This window comes from Microbacterium kribbense (assembly GCF_039537285.1).
GTDB classification, from domain to species: Bacteria; Actinomycetota; Actinomycetes; order Actinomycetales; family Microbacteriaceae; genus Microbacterium; species Microbacterium kribbense.
Window position 1 is genome coordinate 154457 of the sequence record NZ_BAABAF010000004.1, and the last position, 20467, is coordinate 174923.

Consider the following 20467-nt stretch of genomic DNA (forward strand, 5'->3'; position numbering starts at 1 on the left):
ATCTCGCCGCAGTTGCTCGACCAGCTCGCGGAGGCCGTACAGGACTTCCGGGGCAAGGACGACGGGCGGTTTCGGCTTTCGGGGGCGGCGAGATCTCGGCATGACCCCACGATATCCGCCCGCTCGACGCTCAGACGTAGCTGTCGGCGTTGGCCTGGATCACCGGCGCGCTGTAGGTCTCGTGGACGTTCTGCCCGCTGATGCCGAGCGCGTCCCCGATCTGCTCCCAGGTCAGACCCTCGGCGCGTGCCTCAGTGACGATGGCGCGGCGCACGTTCTCGGCCTGGATCTCGACCAGTCGCACGGCTCCGAGCATGTCGAGTGTGTCACCCGCTCCGCTGATCTGCTGGGTCAGCTCGATCAGGGTTCCCAGGGCGGCGGATGCGGCGAGCGCGGCTTCGTTGTACGTGGGCATAAGTCAGACCTTCCTCAGCAGCGGGTTAGGCAACGTCGCGGTGATGGCTTGATCGCGGCTGTCGTCCGAGTGTTGGTAGGTGGCAGCGACGATCACCGACTTATGCCCACCTCGCGCCATCACGTCGGCCAGCGTCACACCGGGTTGCCGCGCGTATGCGGTCAGTGACACGTGCCGGATGTCGTGCAGGTGCATCGCTTCCAGCCCAGCCGATGCCCGCAACTTGCGAAAGATCCGCTCCGCGCCATCGACCGACAGACGTGTGCCCCGCATGTTGCGGAAGATCGCCCCCACGCCGTCAGTGCCGCGCAGCAGGCCCGCCAACTCGTCGGTAACCCATCTGGGCAGTGAAGGACTCCTCGTCTCTTCCTTGCCCCCCTTGGTGCCCTCCAGCAGTATGCCGCACGTCAGGTGCCGGACGACATCCGCCCGCTGATCGAAAAACGAAATATGGTCCCAGTCAAGGGCGACGGCTTCACCGATCCGCAGCCCCGTGCCCGCCAGCAGCGCGACAAGTGCCCGAGTTTGCAGATCTTCCGTAGCGGCGTAGAGCTGGGCGATGTGCTCTTCGGTGAACGTCGGTCTGGTTTTGGATGCTTTCTTGCCCGATCCTCGGACTCGGCACGGGTTACGGTTGATCAGCTCATCGTCAAGCGCCACTTCCAGAATCGAGTGCAGCAGGTAGTAGGCCGACTTTCGTTCACTCGGTGCCGACGACTGATCAGCCCACCATTCCCGAATTTGCCGCGTCGTGATCTCTTCGATCGCGAGGTGACCGAAAACCGGGATGAGCTTTCCTTGCAACCTTCTCTGATATTTGTAATACGACGACGGGGCCAGCCCGCCGACCTCGCTGGGGCGACGGCTGAAAAGATACTTCTCGGCGTATCGAATAAAGGGTGTCTTCGTCGTCGGCGTCTCGGCATCCCGGGCAGCGTCTGCCAGTTCTGCCAGCTTCCGAGCCTGAGCTATTTGTGCCTTCCGCTTGCTTGTGTGTACACCGGCAGAGTGGCGCTTGCCATCCGCTCCGGTGACACGTCCCTGCCATTTCCCGCTGGGTAGGTGTCGAGGCTTCTCCATGTTGTTCCTCCTGCGTAGTGCTACGTGGCAGGAGTCATTTCGAACACCTAGCGTGCCCATCAACTTTGGGCACGTATGCCCAGAATCGGGCTACTTCCCAATGTTCCCAAGGTGAGTCGGAGCCGCAGACTCATTCCCGGCTGGACGTGATCGGGCAGGGCGCGGCATCCGGTGACCTAGCCTGGTCGCATGCACGATAGGGCCCCCGGCATCCGCGGCGCCGACAACCGTCGGCTGCTGGCGATCTCGCTGTGCCTGACCGCGATCGTGATGATCGTGCAGATCGTCGGCGCGGCGCTGTCGGGATCGCTGGCGCTGCTGGCCGATGCCGCGCACATGTTCACGGATGCCGCGGCCCTGGTCATCGCGCTGGTGGCCAGCATCGTGGCGGCGCGGCCGGCGAACGCGCGGCGCACGTTCGGCTATCAGCGCGCCGAGGTGTTCGGAGCGCTCGTGAACGGGGTCATCCTGATCGTGCTCTCGGTGTGGGTCGCGGTGGCGGGCGTGCTGCGGCTCGTGCACGCGGCCGAGGTCGAGGTGGCCGGCGGCATCATGCTGGTCGTCGCCGTCATCGGGCTGTGTGCCAACGCCGTCGCCATGTGGCTGCTCTCGGCCGCGCAGCGGCACAGCCTCAATGTGCGCGGCGCATACCTCGAGGTGATGGGCGACCTGATCGGATCGGCCGCGGTGATCGTCGCGGCGGTCATCATCATCACCACCGGATGGGCGCCGGCCGACGCGATCGCGTCGCTGCTGATCGCGGCGATGATCGTGCCGCGCGCCCTCGGACTGCTGCGCGAAGTGGTGTCGGTGCTGGGCGAGTCAGTGCCGGCGGGCATGCACGTCGAGGTGATCCGCGACCACATCCTGTCCACCCCCGGCGTGCGCGACGTGCACGACGTGCACGTGTGGCAGCTGACCCGCGGCGCGCCCGTGTTCAGCGCGCACGTCGTGGTCGACGACGACGTGTTGCACGGTGGCGCCGCCGGCGACATCCTGAACCGGCTGCAGGGGTGCCTGGCCGATCACTTCGACGTGGACCACTCCACCTTCCAGATCGAGCCGGCCGGCCACACCGACCACGACGCGCACCATTGACGCGGTCCCGCTCATGCCGCGCGGTGCGCGTACCGTGGGGCACGGAGGAGCGCACGCTGGCAACGAACGGCCCCTGGTTCCGTCGGCGCAGCGTCGGCTTCGGATGGAGCCCGCGCACCTGGCAAGGCTGGGCGATCGTCGGCCTGTTCGTCGCGGCCTCGGTCGGATTCGCGATCTCCCGATCCTGGCCCTGGTGAGACTTCGCGCCGGTTCGCACCGCCCGCTCACTCCTCGCGGCGCACCTGATCCGGCGCCTTGTCGGGCCGCAGGCCGCGCCAGCTCGCGTGGCGCAGGATGCCGCCGGGGGTGAACTGCGCGAACTCCACCTCGCCGACCAGCTCGGGCCGCACCCAGAGCGCGTCGCGGGCGTCGGCATCCGGCACCCCGACGAATGGATTCGCCTCCGTGCGCAGCGGGGCCAGCACCTCGTCCAGCCGGGCCAGCATCGAGTCGCTGAACCCGGTGCCCACCCGGCCGGCGTAGCGCAGCCCGTCCGATTCCGGAACGCCCACCAGCAGCGACCCGATCGACCCGGCGCGCCCGCCGCGCCCCGGGCGGATGCCGCCGATCACGACCTCCTGCGTGCGCGTGAGCTTGACCTTGAGCCAGTCGGGGGAGCGGACGCCGCGGCGATACGCCGATGCCGGGTTCTTCACGACGATCCCCTCCAGTCCCAGTCGTGCGCTGGTCGCCAGAGCGGCGTCGACGTCGTCGAACACCGGCGGCACGGCGATCTCGCCGATCGCGTCCGCGGCGAGCCGTTCGAGCAGCGCGCGGCGCTCGCGCAGCGGCCGGGCCGCGACATCCGCGCCGTCGACGCGGAGCACATCGAACAGGTGCAGTCGCACCGGCGTGCGCGCCTGTTCGGCGGCGATCTCGCGGGGCTTGGTCAGGTGCATCCGGTTCTGCAGCCGGGTGAAGCTGGGCACGCCGCGGGCATCCAGCGCGATGATCTCGCCGTCGACGACCGCGGATGCCGCGGCCAGCCGGGCGTCCACGCCGGACAGCTCCGGGTAGCGGGCGGTGACGTCGGTGCCGCTGCGGGCGTACAGTCGCAGCCGGGTGCCGTCCCACACGCCGATGGCCCGGATGCCGTCCCACTTCACCTCGGCCCACGGCCCCCATCGGCCGGCCGTCGCGCGCGCCAGCGCGCGGGCGGCCGTGGTGGACAGCATCGGCGCCAGTTCGCGGCGCGGCACCGCGGCCGGCGGCGAATCCGGCGCCACCGGGTCGGCCTGGGCGCTGGCCACGACCGGCTGGCCGTCGGGCTGCGGCCGGCCTTCGGCATCCGTCTTCATCCGGTGCAGCAGCCAGCTCGATTTCTCGCCGGAACCCTGCGTGCGGATCAGCGCGAGCCGCACCGACCCCAGCGGGCCGCCGGGCCGGCCGTGCACCGTGAAGATCACCTCGTCGTCACGCCACTTCTCGGCGTCGTAGCGGCCGTCGTCCCAGATCGTGACGGTGCCGCCGCCGTACTCGCCGCGCGGGATCGCACCCTCGAACGAGCCGTACTCGAGCGGGTGGTCCTCGGTCATCACGGCGAGGCCGTTGCGCCCGGTCGTGGCCGGCACCCCGCGCGGCACCGCCCAGCTGACGAAGACGCCCTCGTGCTCCAGGCGCAGATCCCAGTGCAGCCGGCGGGCGTGGTGCTCCTGGATGACGAACCGTGGCTGCTGGCCGGCGGGCGTCGCGGCCGCGAGCGGATTGTCGGGCACCGGCTCGGGCGTGCGCGCCGGGTCGCGCTTGGCGATGTAGGCCGACAGCGGGCCGGATGCCGCCGACCGGCCGCCGGCGCGGAAGCCCAGCGCGCCCAGCGGATCGCCGATGCGCTCGGCCCGTTCGAGCACCTCGGTGAAGGTGAGCTGGGACAGCGCGGGGTCGTCCAGCTCGTCCCAGGTGCGCGGCGCCGCCGCCCACGGCTGCGCGCGCCCGCGCAGCGAGTACGGCGCGATCGTGGTCTTGCTGCCGTTGTTCTGGCTCCAGTCGATCAACACCCGGCCCGTCCGGGCCTCCTTGGCCATCCGGCTGACCACCAGGTCGGGGTGGTCGGCTTCGAGCGCTTGCGCGAGCGCCTTGGCGACGGCGACGATCTGGTCGCTGGTCTGGGCGCCGTCCAGGCCCGCGTACAGGTGGATGCCCTTGCTGCCGCTGGTGACCGGGTGCGGCTCCAGCCCCATGCCGACCAGGATCGCGCGCGCCCACCGGGCGACCTGCGCGCACTCGGCGAGCCCGGTGCCCGGGCCCGGGTCCAGATCGAGCACGAGCCGGTCCGGGTTGCCGCGCTCACCCTCCGGCGTGAACCGCCACTGCGGGGTATGCAGCTCCAGACTCGCGACCTGGGCCAGGTAGACCAGCGTGGGCACGTCGCCGACCAGCGGATAGGCCTTGGTGCCGGTGGTGTGCGCCACCGGCATCCGGTGCACCCAGTCCGGGGCGCCCGGTTCGAGGTCCTTCGCCATGAACGGGGCGTGGTCCACCCCGTCCGGAAAGCGCAGCCGGGTCACCGGGCGGCCGGTCAGATGGGGGATCAGCAGCGGCGCGATGCGGGTGTAATAGTCGATCACCTCGCCCTTGGTGGTGCCGGCGGCGGGGTAGAGCACCTTGTCGAGGCGCGTCAGGCGCAGGCGCCTGCCGCCGATCTGCACCAGCTGCTCATCGCCCGGCATCCCCCCATCCTGCCCGCTCGCCGGGCTGGGCTCTAGCGTCTGGCGGCGGTTCGGTGTGTACTGGGGCGATGAGGGCGATCTTCAAGGGCGCGCTGACCTTCGGCCTGGTCAATGTGCCGGTCAAGGTATATGCCGCGACCGAAGACCACGACGTGTCGCTGCACCAGGTGCACAGTGCCGACGGCGGCCGCATTCGCTACCAGCGCATCTGCGAGCTGGACGGCGAGGTCGTGCCGTTCGCCGACATCGACCGGGCCTACGACGACGGTGAGCGCACCGTGGTGCTGACCAAGGCCGACTTCGCCGCACTGCCGGCCGAGCGCAGCCGCGAGATCGAGGTCGTCGAGTTCGTGCCGACCGATCAGATCGACCCGCTGCTGTTCGAGAGCCCCTACTACCTCGAACCCGACTCGACCTCGCCGAAGGCCTATGCGCTGCTGCGCGAGACGCTCGAGCGCACCGCCCGCACCGCGATCGTACGGTTCACGCTGCGGCAGAAGACCCGGCTGGCGGCGCTGCGGGTGCGCGGCCAGGTGCTGACGCTGCAGACGATGCGGTGGGCCGATGAGATCCGGGATGCCGCGTTCCCGGTGCTGGATCAGCCGGTGCAGATCTCGGACAAGGAGCTGACGCTGTCGGCCGCGCTCGTGGAAGGGTTCGCCGCGGACTTCGACCCGGAGTCGTTCACCGACGAGTATCAGCAGGAGCTGCGCACCCTCATCGACGCGAAGCTGGCCAAGGGCGACGCCCTGGACACCGCCGACACGTTCGGAGACCGCACGGACCAGGCCGGCGACGAGGGGCCCGGGGGAGAGGTCATCGACCTGATGGCGGCCCTGCAGGCCAGTGTCGAGCGCGCCCGCGCGGCGCGCGAGCAGACCGGGTCGTAGCCGGCCGCCGGGGTCTCAGCCCTCGTCGTGCACGGAGTCGCGCCGGGCCTTGGCCCGCTCGTGGAAGTAGTGCCACGCGGTGATCGCGATGGTCAGCACCACGACGCCGATCAGGATCAGCTCGATGTACTGGGTGACCAGGTTCGCGACCCAGGGGATGAAGCCGATGCCGTAGCCGAGCATGGTCAGCCCGAAGCCCCACAGCACGGCGCCGACCAGGTTGTACAGCGAATATCGCCGCCACGGCATGCGTCCGACGCCGGCGGCGACCGGGGCGAATGTGCGCACGACCGGCACGAACCGCGCCAGCACGACCGTCATCGGGCCGTACCGCTCGAAGAACGCATTGGTGCGCTCGACGTTCTTGCGGCTGAACAGGCCCGATTCCTTGCGTTCGAAGATGGCCGGCCCGCCCTTGGCGCCGATCAGGTAGCCGACTTCGCCGCCCACGAACGCCGCGACCGCAATCAGCATGGCGACCGCCCACACGTTCAGGTGGAAGATGTCGGTGGTCTTGGTGAGCAATCCCGAGATCACCAGCAGCGTGTCGCCGGGCAGGATGAACCCCACCAGCAGCCCGGTCTCGGCGAACACGATGAAGCACACCACCAGCAGCGCCCAGGGTCCGGCGGCACTGATGATGTTCTCGGGGCTGAGCCACGGGATGAGTCCTGCTGCGTGCACGTCATTCCTGTCATCGGGAGGCAAGGAAGTCCAGCGGACCACCGCGGTGATGCGGCATCCGTGCGGAAGGCGGGACTTGAACCCGCACGCCCGGAGGCACAGGAACCTAAATCCTGCGTGTCTGCCAGTTTCACCACTCCCGCAAGCAGGTTCAGTCTAGTGAGCGCACCGCATGCGCTACCTGTGGATGCGCCGAGCGCCGGCCTGTGGATAACTCCCGCGGCGGTCCCGTGATTCTTGCGAGGATGCTGGCATGAGCATCGCGCACGCAGCCGGCGGCGGAGCCGCGGCGCGGGGCCTCGGCGGCCGGCCCGACCCGGTGCGCGCGGTAGCCGAGCGGGTGCGCGACCGGCTGCGCGACGAGCAGTCCGATCCGGCCCGCGACCCCGACCGGGCCGCTCAGATCGCGTGGACCGAGGTGCGTCGGCACAACGACTATGCGCTGGCCCGGGGGCTCGAGCCGATCGACGACGAGCACGGGTGCGTGCGCGAAGTGCTGGCATCGGTCTCAGGCTACGGACCGCTGCAGGCGTATCTGGATGACCCCACCGTCGAAGAGCTGTGGATCAACTCGCCCAGCCAGATCTTCGTCGCGCGGGCGGGTGCGTCCGAGCGCGTGCCGCTGGTGCTGACCGACGCGGCGGTGCGCGATCTGGTCGAGAGGATGCTGCAGGCGACCGGTCGCCGGGTCGACCTGAGCCAGCCGTTCGTCGACGCCGCACTGCCCGACGGCTCACGGCTGCACGTGGTGATCCCCGACATCACCCGCCGGCACTGGTCGGTGAACGTGCGCAAGTTCCTCACGGCGCACCGCACACTTGCGGGCCTGGTCGACGGCGGTTCTCTCACCCGGGGCGGCGCCGGGCTGCTGCGCGACGCGGTGCGGGACGGGGCCAGCATCATCGTGTCGGGGGCGACCCACGCCGGCAAGACGACGCTGCTGGGTGCGCTGATCGGCGAGAGCGCCCCCGGCACCCGCGTCGTCACCGTCGAGGAGACCTTCGAGCTGGCACTGGACGTGCCCGACGTCGTCGCCCTGCAGGGGCGGCAGCCGAGCCTGGAGGGCACGGGTGAGGTGACGCTGCGGCGCCTGGTGAAAGAGGCGCTGCGGATGCGGCCCGACCGGCTCGTGGTCGGCGAGGTGCGCGACGCCGAAGCGCTCGATCTGGTGCTGGCGCTGAACACCGGCGTGCCCGGCGCGGCGACCGTGCACGCCAACTCTGCCCGCGACGCACTCGTCAAGCTCGCCGCGCTGCCGCTGCTGGCCGCGCGCAACATCGACGCCGGCTTCGTGCTGCCGGCGATCGCCTCGTCGGTCGATCTGGTCGCGCATTGTGTCCGCGAGCCCGACGGCACGCGCCGGGTGGCCGAGGTCGTCGCACCGACCGGAGGGGTCGTGGACGGCGTCATCGACGTGCGCACGGTGTACGAATCGTCCGATCGCCGGCGCCGGAGCAGCGCATCGTGACGCTGGTCTGGGGTGCGGTGCTGGCGGCGGGCATCCTGCTCGTGCTTTCGCCCTGGCTGTGGCCGCGGCAGGCGGCGCGCCGCGGGCACGAGCCGGGCGCGCTGGATCGGCTGATGGATGCCGCCGGCTACGCCCACGTGCCGGTCAAGGTGCCGCTGGCCGTATGCGTGCTGCTGGCGCTGGTGGCGGCATCGGTGGCCTGGCTGATCATCCCGGTGCCCGCGATCGCCGTGCTCGCCGCGGTCGTCGGCGGTGCCGCACCGCTGTTCTGGCTGCGCTCGCGTCAACTGCGGTTGCTGCACTCGCGCCGGGCGCTCTGGCCTGATATCTGCGAACTGCTCATCGCCTCGGTGCGCGCCGGGATGTCGCTGCCGGACGCGGTCGCGTCGCTGCAGACCTCCGCTTCCCCGGCACTGCGCCCCGCATTCGCCGCCTTCGCGCGGGATGTCGCGGCGTCGGGGCATTTCGACTCCAGCATCACACGGCTGAAGATCGCGCTGTCCGATCCGATCGCCGACCGCATCATCGAGACGCTGCGGATGGCGCGGCAGGTCGGCGGCACCGAACTGGTGCCGGTGCTGCGGGCGCTGACCGGCTCGGTGCGCGCCGACGCGGCCCTGCGTGCGGAGGTCGAAGCGAGGCAGTCCTGGATCCGCGGCGCCGCCGTGCTCGGGGTCGTCGCCCCGTGGGTCATCCTGGCGCTGCTGGCGATGCGGCCCGAGGGCGCCGAGGCATACGGCAGCCCGCAAGGGATCGCCATGATCGTCGCCGGCGCGGCCGTGTCGTTCGTGGCCTACCGCATCATGATCCGGCTGGGCCGGCTGCCCGAGCCGCGCAGGTGGTTCGGGTGATCGGCTCCGCGGCGACCGACGCCGCCGTCTCGATCGTGCTCGGCGGCACGCTGGGCGTGGGCGTCTGCCTGTTGCTCGTGCTGCTGCCGCGCTGGGGTGCGCCGAGTCTCGAGCGGCGCATCGCCCCCTACATCCGGGACATCGCAGACCCGCAGGGCCTGACGCCGCTGGCACCGGTGCTCTCGCCGGCTCTGCTCTGGCGAAGTCTGGCCGGACGGCTCGCCGCCCTGGTCGGAGGCAGCGACGCCGTCGCCCGCCGGCTGCGGCAGGCCGGCCGGCCCGCCGATGCCGCCGGGGCCGCGGCATTCCGGGCGCGCCAGCTGGCGTGGGCCCTGGTGGGCCTGGCCGCCGGCGGTCTGCTGCTGGTGGTGCTGGTGCTGACCGGGCGGTTCATCCCGGCGGCCGTGGTCGTGCCGATCGTCGGCGCGGCCGCCGGTGCCGCCGCCGGCGACCTGATGCTCACCCGAGCGGCGCGTGCGCGGGTCGCACGCATCGAAGAAGAGCTGCCGACGGTGCTGGAGTTCCTGGCGCTGTGCCTGTCCGCGGGCGAGAGCATCCTGGATGCACTGCGCCGCACCGGCGGCGTCGGCGCGGGGGAGCTGACCGCCGAACTGCGCGCTCTGGTGCTGCGGGTGGGCACCGGATCGGCGCTCGCCGAATCGCTGCACGACCTCGCACGGGCGCTGCAGGTTCCGGCGCTGACCCGGGCGATCGACCACATGGTCGCGGCGCTGGACCGCGGTGCGCCGCTCGCGCAGGTGCTGCAGGCCCAGGCCGCCGATGCGCGCGAAGACGCCAAGCGCACGTTGATCGAGCGCGCCGGGCGCAAAGAGATCCTGATGCTGCTGCCGCTGGTGTTCGGTGTGCTGCCGCTGTCGGTTCTGTTCGCCATCTTCCCGGGTGTGTTCATGCTGCGCCTGGGCATCGGGTGAAGGTGCACGACGTCGAATGAAGGAGAGAACGATGCACGAGATCGCTAACCGCGCCGCACCCTTGGTGCGCTCGGCCTGGGACAGGGTCCGCCGTGCCTGGTCGGCAGAGCTCGCCGACGACCGCGGCGACGTGCCCGGCTGGGTGCTGGTGACCTTGATGACGGCGGGGCTCGTCGTGGTGATCTGGGCCCTGGCTGGACCCGCACTGGCCGATCTGTTCGAACAGGCGATCAGCAAGGTCTCCGGGCTGTAACCATGATGCGCACCATCGCCCGCCGACTGCGCTGCGGCGGGGACGACACCGGCTCGAGCCCGGTCGAGTTCGTCCTCGTCGGCGCACTGTTGACGCTGCTCACCCTGGGGGTGCTGCAGTTCGGACTGGTGGTCTATGTGCGCAACGTCGTGCACGACGCGGCGGTCGAAGGCGCCTATCGGGCCGCGCTGGCCGACGAGACGCTGGCCGATGGCGCCGCACGCACCCGCACGCTGATCACCCGAGCGGTGGGTCCGACGTATGCGACCGATGTCACGGCGACCCACGCGATGCTCGGCCGGCAGCCCACGGTGCGGGTGAGCGTGCATGTGCCGCTGCCGCTGGTCGGCCTGCTCGGCATGCCGCGCATGCTGGAGGTGACGGCGGATGCTCCTGCGGAGAGCTTCGGCTGACGTCGGCGTGCGCGCCCCCGACGACGCCGGCAACGCACCCCTCGAGTTCATCCTGCTCGGAGTCGTGCTGCTGGTGCCGATCGTGTACCTGATCATCTCGCTCGGGCTGATCCAGGGCCAGTCTCTGGGCGTGGCCGCCGGCGCGCGGCACATCGCGCGCGCCGTGGCCACCGCCCCCGACGCCGACGCCGCGCGCGCCCGCGCGGACGCCGCGCTGGCATCGATCGTCGACGAGTACGAGATGGATGCCGGCTCGCTGACCCTCGACCTGTCCTGCCGGCCGGCCGGCCGGGAGTGCCCGCGCGTCGGGGCGACTCTGGTCGTCACTCTGCGGGCGCGGGTCGGGTTGCCGCTGGTGCCGCCGGTGCTCGGGCTGGACGAGCTGGCGAGCATTCCGGTGGAGGCCTCGTCCGCCCAGCGGGTGTCACGGCTGCGGGGTGCGCAGTGAGGCTCATCCGGCGCGGCGGCGACGACGGCAGCATCCTGCCGCTGACGCTCGGCTATGTGCTGCTGGCACTGGCGGCGGTGCTGGTGTGCACGGATGCGACGTCGATGTACCTCGCCCAGAAGCAGCTGGACGCGCTCGCCGATTCCGCCGCACTGGCCGGCGCTGACGGCTTCACGCTGAGCCTGGCCGGCACCGACGCCACGGCGCGGCTGACCGATGCCGGAGTGCGCGAACAGGCGAGCGCGCTGATCGCCGAGGTGGGCGGGGGAGCCCGACTGGTGTCGGCCGGGACGCCGGACGGGCTGTCGTCTCGGGTGCGGGTCGCTCAGGCGTGGCATCCGCCGGTGCTGACCGTGTTCGTGCCCGACGGCATCGTGCTGCACGCCACGGCCACCAGCCGTACGGCGCTGCGGTAGCCGCCGCCCGCCCGGCTAGCTGCGGTACGGCACGTACCGGGGCAGCCAGCGCATGAAGCCGACGGCGCCCAGCAGTGCGACCCCGCCGATGATGCCGGTGGCCAGGGTCAGCGAGAACAGCGCCGTGATCGCCGAGACCAGCAGCGGCGCCGCCGCGCCGCCGGCGTCGGTGAGCGTGCGCCACGAGCCGAGGAAGGCCGCGGGGTCGCGCTGCGGCGCGAGGTCGGCGCCGAGGGTCATCAAGATGCCGCTGGACATGCCGTTGCCCGCGCCCAGCGCCGCGCCGAGCACCACGAACCACGCCGCGGCCTGCGACAGGTCGTGGGTGAACGACAGGGCGATGAAGCCGAGCCCCATGATCAGCATCGCCGGCAGCGCCGCCCAGAGCCGGCCGAACCGGTCCATCACCTGCCCGCTCGCATAGAACAGTGCGAAATCCAGCGCACCCGAGATGCCGACCACGATCGCGATCGTGGGCGCGTCCATCCCGATCGAGACGCCCCACAGCGGCAGCACGACCTGCCGCGCCGACCGGGTCGCCGACAGCGCGGCGGCCGCCGCACCCACGCGCGCCAGCGCGCGCCGGTGCTGCCACATGGTGCGGAAGACGCCGGGCGAATCGGGGGTGCGCACCCGGATCGGCCCGGTGATGGCCTCGCCGGTGTCCTCTTCCAGCAGCGGCTCGGTGTGCGCCTGGGTGCGGGCCAGGGCGGCGGCGGCATCCGTCTCGGGATCCGGGCCGAGCAGCACCAGCAGCACGACGCCCACCAGGCACACCAGCGTGAACCAGATGGCGGCATGCTCGTCACCGAAGATCGCCAGCAGGCCCGCGGCGGCGAACGGTCCGATGAACACGCCGAGCCGGAAGGAGCCGCCCAGCATCGAGAGCGCGCGGGCGCGGAACGAGAGCGGGATGCGCGTGGTCATGAACGAATGCCGGGCCAGCCCGAACACCGCCGCGCAGAAGCCGAGGATGAACACCGCGATCGTCAGTGTCACCAGGTTCGGGGCGATCAGCAGTGCGATGCTGGCGACGATGCCCGCCGTGCCGCCGATCGCCATCGTCAGTCGCTCGCCGATGCGCGAGACCGCCCACCCGGCCGGCAGATTGCCGCACAGCTGGCCGACCACCAGCGCTGCCGACACAAGTGCCGCCAGCGCGACGCCGGCGCCCAGGTTCGTGGCGATCACCGGGATCAGCGGGATCACCGCGCCCTCGCCGAGCGCGAACAGCAACGCCGGGCCGTAGATCATCGGACCGAACCGCCACAGCACCGAGCCGACGCTCAGGGCGGGGGAATCGGTGGTCACCGCATCCACGATAGTCTGGAGTGTCATGCTCGAACTCGATCTGTCTGCCGACATCCAGGCCCTGCGCTCCACTTTCGCCGACATCCTGGCGGTGGTCGACGTGCCCCGGCTCGAGTCGGACATCGCCCGGCTGAGCACCGAGGCCGGCGTTCCCGACCTGTGGGACGACCCCGAGAAAGCGCAGCGGGTCACCAGCGCACTCAGCCACCGGCAGTCCGAGCTGGCCCGGGTGCGCGGCATCCAGCGGCGGCTGGACGACCTGGAGGTGCTGGTCGAACTCGCCAACGAGATGGGCGACGAGGACTCGGCCGACGAGGCGCGCGCCGAGCTGGCCAGCCTCGACGGCGTGATCGGCCAGCTCGAGGTGCAGACCCTGCTGGACGGCGAGTATGACGAGCGGCCCGCCGTGGTCACGATCCGCGCCGGCGCCGGTGGGGTGGATGCTGCGGACTTCGCCGAGATGCTGGTGCGGATGTACCTGCGCTGGGCCGAGCACCACAACTACAAGGTCACCGTGATGGACACCTCCTATGCCGAAGAGGCCGGGCTGAAGTCGGCCACATTCGAGGTGGACGCGCCCTACGCCTTCGGTACGCTGAGCGTGGAGGCCGGCACGCACCGGCTGGTGCGGATGAGCCCGTTCAACTCCGCCGGCAAGCGGCAGACGTCGTTCGCCGCAGTCGAGGTCATTCCGCTGATGGAAGAGGCCACCGAAATCGACATCCCCGAGACCGACATGCGTGTGGACGTGTTCCGCTCGTCGGGCCCGGGTGGACAGTCGGTGAACACCACCGACTCCGCCGTGCGCATCACGCACCTGCCCACCGGCATCGTGGTGTCGATGCAGAACGAGAAGTCGCAGATCCAGAACCGCGCTGCAGCTCTCCGCGTGCTGCAGTCGCGCCTGCTGCTGCTGCAGAAGGAGCAGGAGGCCGCCACCAAGAAGGAGCTGGCCGGCAACATCACCGCCAGCTGGGGCGACCAGATGCGCTCCTATGTGCTGGCGCCGTACCAGATGGTCAAGGACCTGCGCACCGACCACGAGGTGAACAACCCGCAGGCGGTGTTCGACGGCGACCTGGACGGCTTCATCTCGGCGGGCATCCGCTGGCGAAAGCGCAAGACCGAAGACTGATCGGATGCCGCGCGGTGTCGCTGCGGGCAATCCGGATCGTCCCGCTTAGGCTCGTACAGCCATGATCCGCTTCGAAAACGTCACCAAACGGTATCGCGGCACCGCGGGGCCCGCGCTCAACAGTGTGGACTTCGAGGTGCAGCGCGGGGAGTTCGTCTTCCTCGTCGGCCCCTCGGGGTCGGGCAAGTCGACGTGCCTGCGGATGATCCTGCGCGAGGAGTCGCCCAGCCAGGGTCGTGTGGTCGTGCTCGGGCGCGACCTGCGCACCCTGTCCAGCCGCAAGGTGCCCTACTTCCGTCGTCATATCGGCGCGGTGTTCCAGGACTTCCGGCTGCTGCCGACCAAATCGGTCTTCCAGAACGTGGCGTTCGCGCTGCAGGTGATCGGCTCCTCGCGCGCGTTCATCCGTCAATCGGTGCCCGAGGTGCTGGCGCTGGTGGGCCTGGACGGCAAGGGCAAGCGGCTGCCGCATGAGCTCTCCGGCGGCGAGCAGCAGCGCGTGGCGATCGCCCGCGCGCTCGTGAACCGCCCGCAGGTGCTGCTGGCCGACGAGCCGACCGGCAACCTCGACCCCGGTACGTCGGTGGACATCATGCGGCTGCTGGCGCGCATCAACGCGACCGGCACCACCGTCGTGATGGCCACTCACGAGGCGGGGTTCGTCGACCAGATGCAGCGCCGCGTGATCGAGCTGCACCAGGGCGAACTGGTCCGCGACGAGCGGCGCGGCGGCTACGGCGACACCTCGGGTCTGCCCAGCCTCGCGCCCGCCCCGGAGCGGGGCGCGGCGGCCGTGGCTGCTCTGACCGCGGTGCTCGAAGTGCACCGCGAGACGGTCGAGGGCATCCCGGCGCGCAGCGTCGACGACGCCGCCGCCGAGCCGGCGGGCGCCACGGCGCCGGCGACACCCGTTGCATCTCCGACACCCCCGCCCGTGCCTCCGGCAGTGCCCGCGGATGCCGGTGCTGCGGCGCCCGCACCCGCCCCGGCCACCGCGGCGCAGCCGGCCGAGCAGGCCGAACCCGCGGCATCCACGTCATTCGCGGCGCCCGACCCCCTGACCGTGGACGGGGTGAACATCGACGAGCTGGGACTGGCCGACCGACTTGGCCTGGACGACACCGACGACGAAGTGGGGCCGACGCGATGAGGGCGGGACTGGTCTTCGGCGAGGCGCTGTCGGGACTGCGCCGCAACGCGTCGATGGTGATCTCGATCGTGCTGGTCACCTTCGTCTCGCTCACGTTCGTGGGCGCCGCGATCCTGATGCAGGCGCAGATCGGCACGATGCGCGACTTCTGGTCGGGTCGCGCGCAGGTGCAGGTCTCGATGTGCATGGACGGCGCCCGCGAGGCCACCTGCGACCAGGGCCAGGCCACGGCCGCGCAGATCCAGGCGGTGCGCGATCAGCTCGACGGCGCGGGCCTGAAGCCGCTGATCGCCAAGGTGCGCTACGAGACGCCCAAGCAGGCGTACGAGAACGCGCTCGAACTGCTCGGCGCCGACTACAAAGACATCCTGCAGCCCAGCCAGTTCGGCGCGAGCTTCTACATCAACCTGGTCAACCCCGAGAACTCCGAGGTCCTGACCGAGGCGTTCGCCGGCAAGAAGGGGGTGCAGGCCGTCCAAGACCAGATGAAGCTGCTGCAACCGCTCTTCTCGGCGCTGACCGTGGCGACCTATGTCGCCGTCGGCATCGCTGCGCTGATGTTGATCGCCGCAGTGCTGCTGATCGCGACCACGATCCGATTGTCGGCGTATGCGCGACGGCGCGAGCTGCGCATCATGCGGCTGGTCGGGGCATCCAACGGGTTCATCCAGACGCCGTTCATCCTCGAGGGGGTCTTCGCGGCGCTGATCGGGTCGGTGCTGGCCGGCGGCGCGGTGTGGGCGGGCGTGCGGTTCGGCGTGCTCGGCTATCTGCGCTCCCGGGTGGACTTCATCACGACCTGGGTGGGCATGCGCGAGGTCACCTACGTCGTCCCGGTGCTGATCATCATCGGCGTGGTGCTGGCGGCCGTGTCGGCGGGCATCGCGATCCGGCGCTGGCTGCGCGCCTAGCGGCCTCGGCCGCTGCGGTACACTGATGGGCTGCCGTCCACGCGCCCGGTCGCGGTGGTGCCGGATGCGGCATCCGCACGGTCTGGTGAATCAACCGGTCGATCAGGAGAGCTCATGCCCAGGGAACGCGGTGAGAAGGTCGTCGCGACCAATCGTCGCGCGCGCCACGAATACACCATCGAGAAGACGTATGAGGCGGGCCTCGTGCTCTCGGGCACCGAGGTCAAGTCGCTGCGCGAAGGGCGTGCGAACCTCACCGACGGCTATGCGTACATCGACGGCGGCGAAGCATTTCTGGATGCCGTGAACATTCCGCAGTACCTGCAGGGCAACTGGACCAACCACGCCGCCAAGCGCACCCGCAAGCTGCTGCTGCACAAGGAGGAGATCGTGCGCCTCTCGCACGCGGTCTCGGCCGGCGGCTACACCCTGATCCCGATGAAGCTGTACTTCTCGGACGGCCGCGCCAAGGTCGAGATCGCCCTGGCCAAGGGCAAGCGCGAGTACGACAAGCGGCAGACGCTGCGCGAGCGGCAGGACAAGCGCGAGGCCGAGCGGGCCATGCGCAGCCGCAACCGGCTCGGCGACTAACCTGTCGGCACTGTGAGCGTAGAGCAGCGAGACAGGATGTCAAGGGCTTCGGGGAACCGGGCGTCCGTCTTGCTGCCGTGACGATGCGGCGTGCCGACATGGCCTGCCGACATAGCCTGCCGAGTGGGTCATCGGTGAGGCTTGCCGGGGGTTCCGGATGGCGGCTCTCGGATGCGGCCGGCTGCGTGGTTTCGGGGTTCGCGACCAGGGTCCTGTACGAGACAGGGGAAGCGGCAACAGCATTTTCGAGGAGCCGGAGGAACAGCAGCCCGCGTTCTCAGACCGTGCGGCGATTGAAGCGGGACACGAACTCATCAAGGTGGGCCTGGAGGTGCGCGGCCTGAACGTCGCCTTGCAGGGTGCACTCCAGCGCGAGCAGGCCCAGATCCGCGACCTCCACCGGCATGACTTCGGCCAGGCCGAGCGCCTGCGCAGACGCCGTGGCGCGCTCCACCGCGACCTGCACGGCCTGGGCGACGACCTCGCGGCGCTCGGGGCCTTCGGCGCTGACGGTGATGCGGGCAACGGCTTCTTCGGTGGCCCGCAGCACTCCGTGCTCGCCCCGGACGGTGATCGTCACTTCGCCCATATCGTGAGCCTACGGTGCGGCATGCAGCCGTGGGATGCGGCGGTGCCGCCGGAATTCCCGATGGGGCGGGTCTGTTGTATCCTGTGATGCTCGGGTGTTTTATACGCCCGGGTGTGACAAATCCACAGTGTGACAGCGGCCGCTCCCACGGAGCATCCACGGGGATGATCGGTTTCGACATCGCTTGTGAATTCACGGGAAGCGGGCCGAGGATGCAGGGTTATCTCGTGAACGCTCCCTGCAAAACAATAAGTGCCAATGCAAAGCGCACTGACTTCGCCCTCGCTGCGTAAGCGAGCTCGATAGTCCGTCAGACCGTATGTGATTCCGGTACGGATCCTGGCGTCATCTAGGAATCTTGCTGTGCGACGGCGTCTGGACGTCGCGCGGGACTCTTCCCAGGCTGGGCTCGTCGACTTAGGTGTCTGTGACAAAGGTCGGAGCCGAGTAGAACGTCTGCACAGAATGAGCCCGGAGAAGACGTGGAGACTCAGCGATGGACGGGGGTTCGATTCCCCCCATCTCCACCAAGCCGCTGTCACGGAAGAGGGTCAGAAACCCGCGGAATCGCGCGGATTTCTGGCCCTCTTCCTTTGCTCGGACCCAGCGTCGATTCCTTATTTGCCCACAATTTGCCCACAATTTGCCCACACTTTCGGGGCTTGCCCACATTCATACCTGAATGATGCGGCTGACGTCCGCGGCGAGCGCACCCTGGTTGAGGCGGGCGGCGACGTCGGCCAGGTCGTCCTCGAACAGGTCGGCGTACGTGTCGAGCGTCATCGCTGTGGACTTGTGGCCGAGCATCCGTCGCACCGCCTTAACATTGGCGCCGGACGAAATCGCCAGGCTCGCGGCCGTGTGCCGAAGGTCGTGCGGCGTGAGTCGCTCGATGCCTGAGCGTTCGAGCGCTGCGGCGAACCACGACGTGGTCCCGACGCTGGTCTTCGCCCGTCGGAGGTGGTTGCCCTCAGCGTCGGTGAACACGAGGTCGTCTGGACCCTTGCCGGTGCACATCTCTTGGAGTGGCGGCTCGAGGAACTCGGGGAAGGGCACGATCCGCCGCTCCCAGTTCTTTGGAGCGCCGAGGACGATGCGTCCTTCGACTTCGACCGCCGCACGATTGACCTGGATACGCTGCCGGTCGAAGTTGATGTCGCGGACGTGCATGCCGATCGCCTCGCTCCATCGAAGGCCGCAGTAAGCGAGGACGAGGATCAGCGTGCGATAGGTCGACGTGCTCGCTGCTTCGGCGAGGCGGACGACCTCGGCGTGCGTCAGGTAGCGTCGCGGCTTCTCGGAGCGCTTGGTTGGCAGGTTCTGTGCGCCGCGAGCGACGTTGCGGGGGATTCGCCCGTCACGAACGGCGGTGTCGAGGATGCCGGCAAGCACGCCGAGAGCGCGGTAGACGACCGTCGCCGAGCGCGGCTTGCCGGCGACGCCGCTGCTCTTGGTGCGATTCGTCGGTGCCGTGCCTTCGGAGAGCTCCCGGATCCACTGCTCGACCTGTGACGCGCGGATGTCGCCGATTCGCGTGTCTTCCCATCGAGGGCGGACGTAGACGCGCCACGAGGTCTCGAGCGAGCTGTACGACGACGCCTTGAGGGAGTGGCGCTTGTTGCGCATCCATACGGTGCCGTGATTGCCCACGGCGGCTCGGGCCGCGGACGGATCGGTGTACGAGCCGTCGGTGCGGGCGACTTCGGTGCGGGCGAGGAAGATCTCGGCCTCGCGCTTTGTCCGGAACCCGCGCTTCTCGACCTGGCGGTGAGTGCTGTCGTCGCGCCAGCGAACTCGGTAGCGGCGGCCGGCCGCCGCCTGATACGCCGTGATGCTGCCCATGATGCGCCTCGACGGCCAGGCTAGCTCAGGAGGCGGACATGGCACCCTCTTGGGCATCTGGCGCGATGGAAGCCATGCGCGTGAGATCGATGCGGAGTCGGGCGAAAGGTCTATATACTGTTCTATACAAACCGGAGGAGGAGTCATGACGGTCACGTCAATCGATATCGACCCCAACGAGCTGCGCCAAGCGAAAGAGCTCGCCGGCACGACCTCCAATCGCGAGACGGTGGATCTCGCCCTGCGCACTCTCATCGCCGTCCGTCGCCAGCCAGCGGCCGTCGAGCGGATTATCGCCCGTACGTTCGAGCCCGACCAGATCGACGCACCGACGATTCCACCGGCGACGGCGATTGCCGGCCAGTGACGACCTACCTCGTCGACAACAGCATCTGGCAGAAGGCCGCAACGAGCGAAGCGATTGCGACAAGACTCCGGGAGCTCTCACCCAGTCACCTGATCATCACCTGCCCGCCGCAAGTCCTCGAGTACTGCCATTCGGCCCGGAGCCCACTGGAGTACCAAGAACTCCGCGCGGACATGGAGCAGCTACTGCCTGCATGGGAGCACCCCGACGAGCAGCAAGCCCTAGACATCCAGCAGGCGCTATGGGACACCGGGCTCATGCGTGCGGCAGCGGCGTTCGATTGCCTCATTGCGGCATACGCGGTCGTCAACGACGCTGTCATCCTGAACTCAGACCACGACTTTGAATTCATCGAGATCGCCACGCGGGGCGCGGTTCGGCAGGAGTACGTCGAGGCCTAGGTGTAGTTCCCCGGGAGGTTGTGAACGGGTTACGTAGACGGAGCTGCCCGGAGATGTTGCAAATGCGGCCCTCAAGAAGGCTGGAATCGAGTTGCCAGAGATCCCGCCCGACCTGACGGCAGCGGAAACCGTGGATGGGGCAGACGATGATTCCCAGCACACAGCGCGAGCCGTAGACACTGCACCGCGAGCCGTAGACACTGCACCGTGGCTTCCGGGCTGAGCACACTTCTGCCAGCGATGCATGCATGGTGGTGCGACCTCGGTCGCCATTGGTATCCCCTTGCGGGCAGTGAACGGGAGCGGGACCTCCTGCGGGTACTGCGCGAGGGCGCAGGGTCGCGGAGTGGCCTGGCATTGCTCGCTGGCCCGCTCTGGCGGCGGGCACGGTCCACATCTAGAAACCGGGCCAATGGAAGTCGCTCACATATCCAGTGAGGTGGCGCTCGGGTGTCGCCCCACGGTCGGTATCGAGCGTGCCGCGATCGCGGCCCCCACTCCCTGAACCCTCATCTCTGAGTCTCTGGCCGAGTGGAGCGACTTCTTCCTAGCCAGC

Annotated in this window: 23 protein-coding genes, 1 tRNA gene and 1 other RNA gene; 17 read left to right on the plus strand and 8 right to left on the minus strand. The window is 69.6% G+C overall.

The genetic code is table 11. The annotated features are described in order from the left end of the window. Window positions 1–130: 130 nt before the first annotated feature. On the minus strand, window positions 131–415 hold the full coding sequence (locus ABD705_RS06675; RefSeq protein WP_344781816.1) for a hypothetical protein: 285 nt from the start codon (window positions 413–415) through the stop codon (window positions 131–133). Between the two features lie 3 nt (window positions 416–418). Further along, window positions 419–1495: a tyrosine-type recombinase/integrase gene (locus ABD705_RS06680; protein WP_344781818.1), complete on the minus strand. Its 1077-nt coding sequence runs from the start codon at window positions 1493–1495 to the stop codon at window positions 419–421. A gap of 189 nt (window positions 1496–1684) precedes the next feature. On the opposite strand from ABD705_RS06680, the gene ABD705_RS06685 reads away from it, so the two are divergent. Continuing rightward, window positions 1685–2593: a cation diffusion facilitator family transporter gene (locus tag ABD705_RS06685; protein WP_344781820.1), complete on the plus strand. Its 909-nt coding sequence runs from the start codon at window positions 1685–1687 to the stop codon at window positions 2591–2593. Window positions 2594–2616: 23 nt separating this feature from the next. Continuing rightward, window positions 2617–2790 (plus strand): hypothetical protein, encoded by a 174-nt coding sequence (locus ABD705_RS06690; RefSeq protein ID WP_344781822.1) that lies wholly within the window; start codon window positions 2617–2619, stop codon window positions 2788–2790. A 27-nt stretch (window positions 2791–2817) separates the two neighbouring features. On the opposite strand, the gene ABD705_RS06695 is transcribed toward ABD705_RS06690, so the two are convergent. Further along, window positions 2818–5259 carry an ATP-dependent DNA ligase gene (locus tag ABD705_RS06695; protein WP_344781824.1) on the minus strand — a complete coding sequence of 814 codons (2442 nt, stop codon included), beginning with the start codon at window positions 5257–5259 and terminating at the stop codon, window positions 2818–2820. Between the two features lie 68 nt (window positions 5260–5327). On the opposite strand from ABD705_RS06695, the gene ku reads away from it, so the two are divergent. Beyond that, window positions 5328–6149, plus strand: coding sequence for a non-homologous end joining protein Ku (gene ku / locus ABD705_RS06700; protein ID WP_344781826.1), 822 nt, complete (start codon window positions 5328–5330; stop codon window positions 6147–6149). 15 nt (window positions 6150–6164) lie between these two features. On the opposite strand, the gene ABD705_RS06705 is transcribed toward ku, so the two are convergent. Continuing rightward, complete coding sequence (locus ABD705_RS06705; protein ID WP_344781828.1) at window positions 6165–6833, minus strand: DedA family protein; 669 nt, start codon at window positions 6831–6833, stop codon at window positions 6165–6167. A gap of 61 nt (window positions 6834–6894) precedes the next feature. After that, window positions 6895–6976 (minus strand) — tRNA-Leu (locus ABD705_RS06710). A 110-nt stretch (window positions 6977–7086) separates the two neighbouring features. Between ABD705_RS06710 and ABD705_RS06715 the strand changes: the two genes are divergently transcribed. The 7 genes from ABD705_RS06715 to ABD705_RS06745 are packed head-to-tail and all read left to right on the plus strand — an operon-like array spanning window position 7087 to window position 11614. Next, window positions 7087–8301 carry a TadA family conjugal transfer-associated ATPase gene (locus ABD705_RS06715; protein ID WP_344781830.1) on the plus strand — a complete coding sequence of 405 codons (1215 nt, stop codon included), beginning with the start codon at window positions 7087–7089 and terminating at the stop codon, window positions 8299–8301. Continuing rightward, on the plus strand, window positions 8298–9152 hold the full coding sequence (locus ABD705_RS06720; RefSeq protein WP_344781832.1) for a type II secretion system F family protein: 855 nt from the start codon (window positions 8298–8300) through the stop codon (window positions 9150–9152). Before ABD705_RS06715 ends, ABD705_RS06720 begins: the two co-directional genes overlap by 4 nt. Further along, entirely contained in the window at window positions 9149–10084 is a 936-nt protein-coding gene (locus tag ABD705_RS06725; RefSeq protein WP_344781834.1) for a type II secretion system F family protein, read from the plus strand. The genes ABD705_RS06720 and ABD705_RS06725 overlap by 4 nt, the downstream gene beginning before the upstream one ends. Before the next feature lie 31 nt (window positions 10085–10115). Beyond that, entirely contained in the window at window positions 10116–10337 is a 222-nt protein-coding gene (locus ABD705_RS06730; protein WP_344781836.1) for a hypothetical protein, read from the plus strand. A 2-nt stretch (window positions 10338–10339) separates the two neighbouring features. Further along, complete coding sequence (locus ABD705_RS06735; RefSeq protein ID WP_425562040.1) at window positions 10340–10750, plus strand: TadE/TadG family type IV pilus assembly protein; 411 nt, start codon at window positions 10340–10342, stop codon at window positions 10748–10750. Continuing rightward, the gene (locus ABD705_RS06740) at window positions 10725–11198 is read left to right on the plus strand and encodes a TadE family protein (protein ID WP_344781838.1); all 474 of its coding nucleotides are present in this window, start codon (window positions 10725–10727) and stop codon (window positions 11196–11198) included. The genes ABD705_RS06735 and ABD705_RS06740 overlap by 26 nt, the downstream gene beginning before the upstream one ends. Beyond that, window positions 11195–11614 carry a pilus assembly protein TadG-related protein gene (locus ABD705_RS06745; protein WP_344781840.1) on the plus strand — a complete coding sequence of 140 codons (420 nt, stop codon included), beginning with the start codon at window positions 11195–11197 and terminating at the stop codon, window positions 11612–11614. Before ABD705_RS06740 ends, ABD705_RS06745 begins: the two co-directional genes overlap by 4 nt. 15 nt (window positions 11615–11629) lie before the next feature. Here ABD705_RS06745 and ABD705_RS06750 read toward each other — a convergent pair whose 3' ends face one another. After that, a complete protein-coding gene (locus ABD705_RS06750) occupies window positions 11630–12952 on the minus strand; it encodes an MFS transporter (RefSeq protein WP_425562041.1) in 1323 nt (440 codons plus the stop codon). Between ABD705_RS06750 and prfB the strand changes: the two genes are divergently transcribed. The 4 genes from prfB (at window position 12951) to smpB (ending at window position 16712) form a co-directional block, all read left to right on the plus strand. Beyond that, window positions 12951–14060, plus strand: a complete 1110-nt coding sequence (gene prfB / locus ABD705_RS06755; RefSeq protein ID WP_344781842.1) for a peptide chain release factor 2 — start codon at window positions 12951–12953, stop codon at window positions 14058–14060. The genes ABD705_RS06750 and prfB overlap by 2 nt on opposite strands. Window positions 14061–14121: 61 nt before the next feature. After that, the gene (gene ftsE, locus ABD705_RS06760; protein ID WP_344781844.1) at window positions 14122–15210 is read left to right on the plus strand and encodes a cell division ATP-binding protein FtsE; all 1089 of its coding nucleotides are present in this window, start codon (window positions 14122–14124) and stop codon (window positions 15208–15210) included. Beyond that, window positions 15207–16121, plus strand: a complete 915-nt coding sequence (gene ftsX, locus ABD705_RS06765; protein ID WP_344781846.1) for a permease-like cell division protein FtsX — start codon at window positions 15207–15209, stop codon at window positions 16119–16121. Before ftsE ends, ftsX begins: the two co-directional genes overlap by 4 nt. A 114-nt stretch (window positions 16122–16235) precedes the next feature. After that, a complete protein-coding gene (gene smpB, locus ABD705_RS06770; RefSeq protein WP_344781848.1) occupies window positions 16236–16712 on the plus strand; it encodes an SsrA-binding protein SmpB in 477 nt (158 codons plus the stop codon). Window positions 16713–16989: 277 nt separating this feature from the next. Here the strand turns inward: smpB and ABD705_RS16085 are convergent, their stop codons facing one another. Continuing rightward, the gene (locus tag ABD705_RS16085) at window positions 16990–17301 is read right to left on the minus strand and encodes a hypothetical protein (RefSeq protein ID WP_425562042.1); all 312 of its coding nucleotides are present in this window, start codon (window positions 17299–17301) and stop codon (window positions 16990–16992) included. 160 nt (window positions 17302–17461) lie between these two features. On the opposite strand from ABD705_RS16085, the gene ssrA reads away from it, so the two are divergent. Next, window positions 17462–17831: a transfer-messenger RNA gene (ssrA, locus tag ABD705_RS06780) on the plus strand. A gap of 142 nt (window positions 17832–17973) precedes the next feature. Here the strand turns inward: ssrA and ABD705_RS06785 are convergent. Continuing rightward, entirely contained in the window at window positions 17974–19290 is a 1317-nt protein-coding gene (locus tag ABD705_RS06785) for a site-specific integrase (protein WP_344781850.1), read from the minus strand. Here ABD705_RS06785 and ABD705_RS06790 point away from each other — a divergent pair. Further along, window positions 19289–19510, plus strand: a complete 222-nt coding sequence (locus ABD705_RS06790; protein ID WP_330170724.1) for a type II toxin-antitoxin system VapB family antitoxin — start codon at window positions 19289–19291, stop codon at window positions 19508–19510. The two genes, ABD705_RS06785 and ABD705_RS06790, sit on opposite strands and share 2 nt — an antisense overlap. Next, complete coding sequence (locus ABD705_RS06795; RefSeq protein WP_344781855.1) at window positions 19507–19911, plus strand: PIN domain-containing protein; 405 nt, start codon at window positions 19507–19509, stop codon at window positions 19909–19911. The genes ABD705_RS06790 and ABD705_RS06795 overlap by 4 nt, the downstream gene beginning before the upstream one ends. Window positions 19912–20467: the final 556 nt, after the last annotated feature.

Bases quoted from the DNA above. Each gene is read 5' to 3' on its own strand.
- ABD705_RS06675 (WP_344781816.1), bottom strand. From the start codon at position 415: ATGCCCACGTACAACGAAGCCGCGCTCGCCGCATCCGCCGCCCTGGGA.
- ABD705_RS06680 (WP_344781818.1), bottom strand. From the start codon at position 1,495: ATGGAGAAGCCTCGACACCTACCCAGCGGGAAATGGCAGGGACGTGTC.
- ABD705_RS06685 (WP_344781820.1), top strand. From the start codon at position 1,685: ATGCACGATAGGGCCCCCGGCATCCGCGGCGCCGACAACCGTCGGCTG.
- ABD705_RS06695 (WP_344781824.1), bottom strand. From the start codon at position 5,259: ATGCCGGGCGATGAGCAGCTGGTGCAGATCGGCGGCAGGCGCCTGCGC.
- ku (WP_344781826.1), top strand. From the start codon at position 5,328: ATGAGGGCGATCTTCAAGGGCGCGCTGACCTTCGGCCTGGTCAATGTG.
- ABD705_RS06715 (WP_344781830.1), top strand. From the start codon at position 7,087: ATGAGCATCGCGCACGCAGCCGGCGGCGGAGCCGCGGCGCGGGGCCTC.
- ABD705_RS06730 (WP_344781836.1), top strand. From the start codon at position 10,116: ATGCACGAGATCGCTAACCGCGCCGCACCCTTGGTGCGCTCGGCCTGG.
- ABD705_RS06735 (WP_425562040.1), top strand. From the start codon at position 10,340: ATGATGCGCACCATCGCCCGCCGACTGCGCTGCGGCGGGGACGACACC.
- ABD705_RS06740 (WP_344781838.1), top strand. From the start codon at position 10,725: ATGCTCCTGCGGAGAGCTTCGGCTGACGTCGGCGTGCGCGCCCCCGAC.
- prfB (WP_344781842.1), top strand. From the start codon at position 12,951: ATGCTCGAACTCGATCTGTCTGCCGACATCCAGGCCCTGCGCTCCACT.
- ABD705_RS06750 (WP_425562041.1), bottom strand. From the start codon at position 12,952: ATGACACTCCAGACTATCGTGGATGCGGTGACCACCGATTCCCCCGCC.
- ftsE (WP_344781844.1), top strand. From the start codon at position 14,122: ATGATCCGCTTCGAAAACGTCACCAAACGGTATCGCGGCACCGCGGGG.
- ftsX (WP_344781846.1), top strand. From the start codon at position 15,207: ATGAGGGCGGGACTGGTCTTCGGCGAGGCGCTGTCGGGACTGCGCCGC.
- smpB (WP_344781848.1), top strand. From the start codon at position 16,236: ATGCCCAGGGAACGCGGTGAGAAGGTCGTCGCGACCAATCGTCGCGCG.
- ABD705_RS16085 (WP_425562042.1), bottom strand. From the start codon at position 17,301: ATGGGCGAAGTGACGATCACCGTCCGGGGCGAGCACGGAGTGCTGCGG.
- ABD705_RS06790 (WP_330170724.1), top strand. From the start codon at position 19,289: ATGACGGTCACGTCAATCGATATCGACCCCAACGAGCTGCGCCAAGCG.
- ABD705_RS06785 (WP_344781850.1), bottom strand. From the start codon at position 19,290: ATGACTCCTCCTCCGGTTTGTATAGAACAGTATATAGACCTTTCGCCC.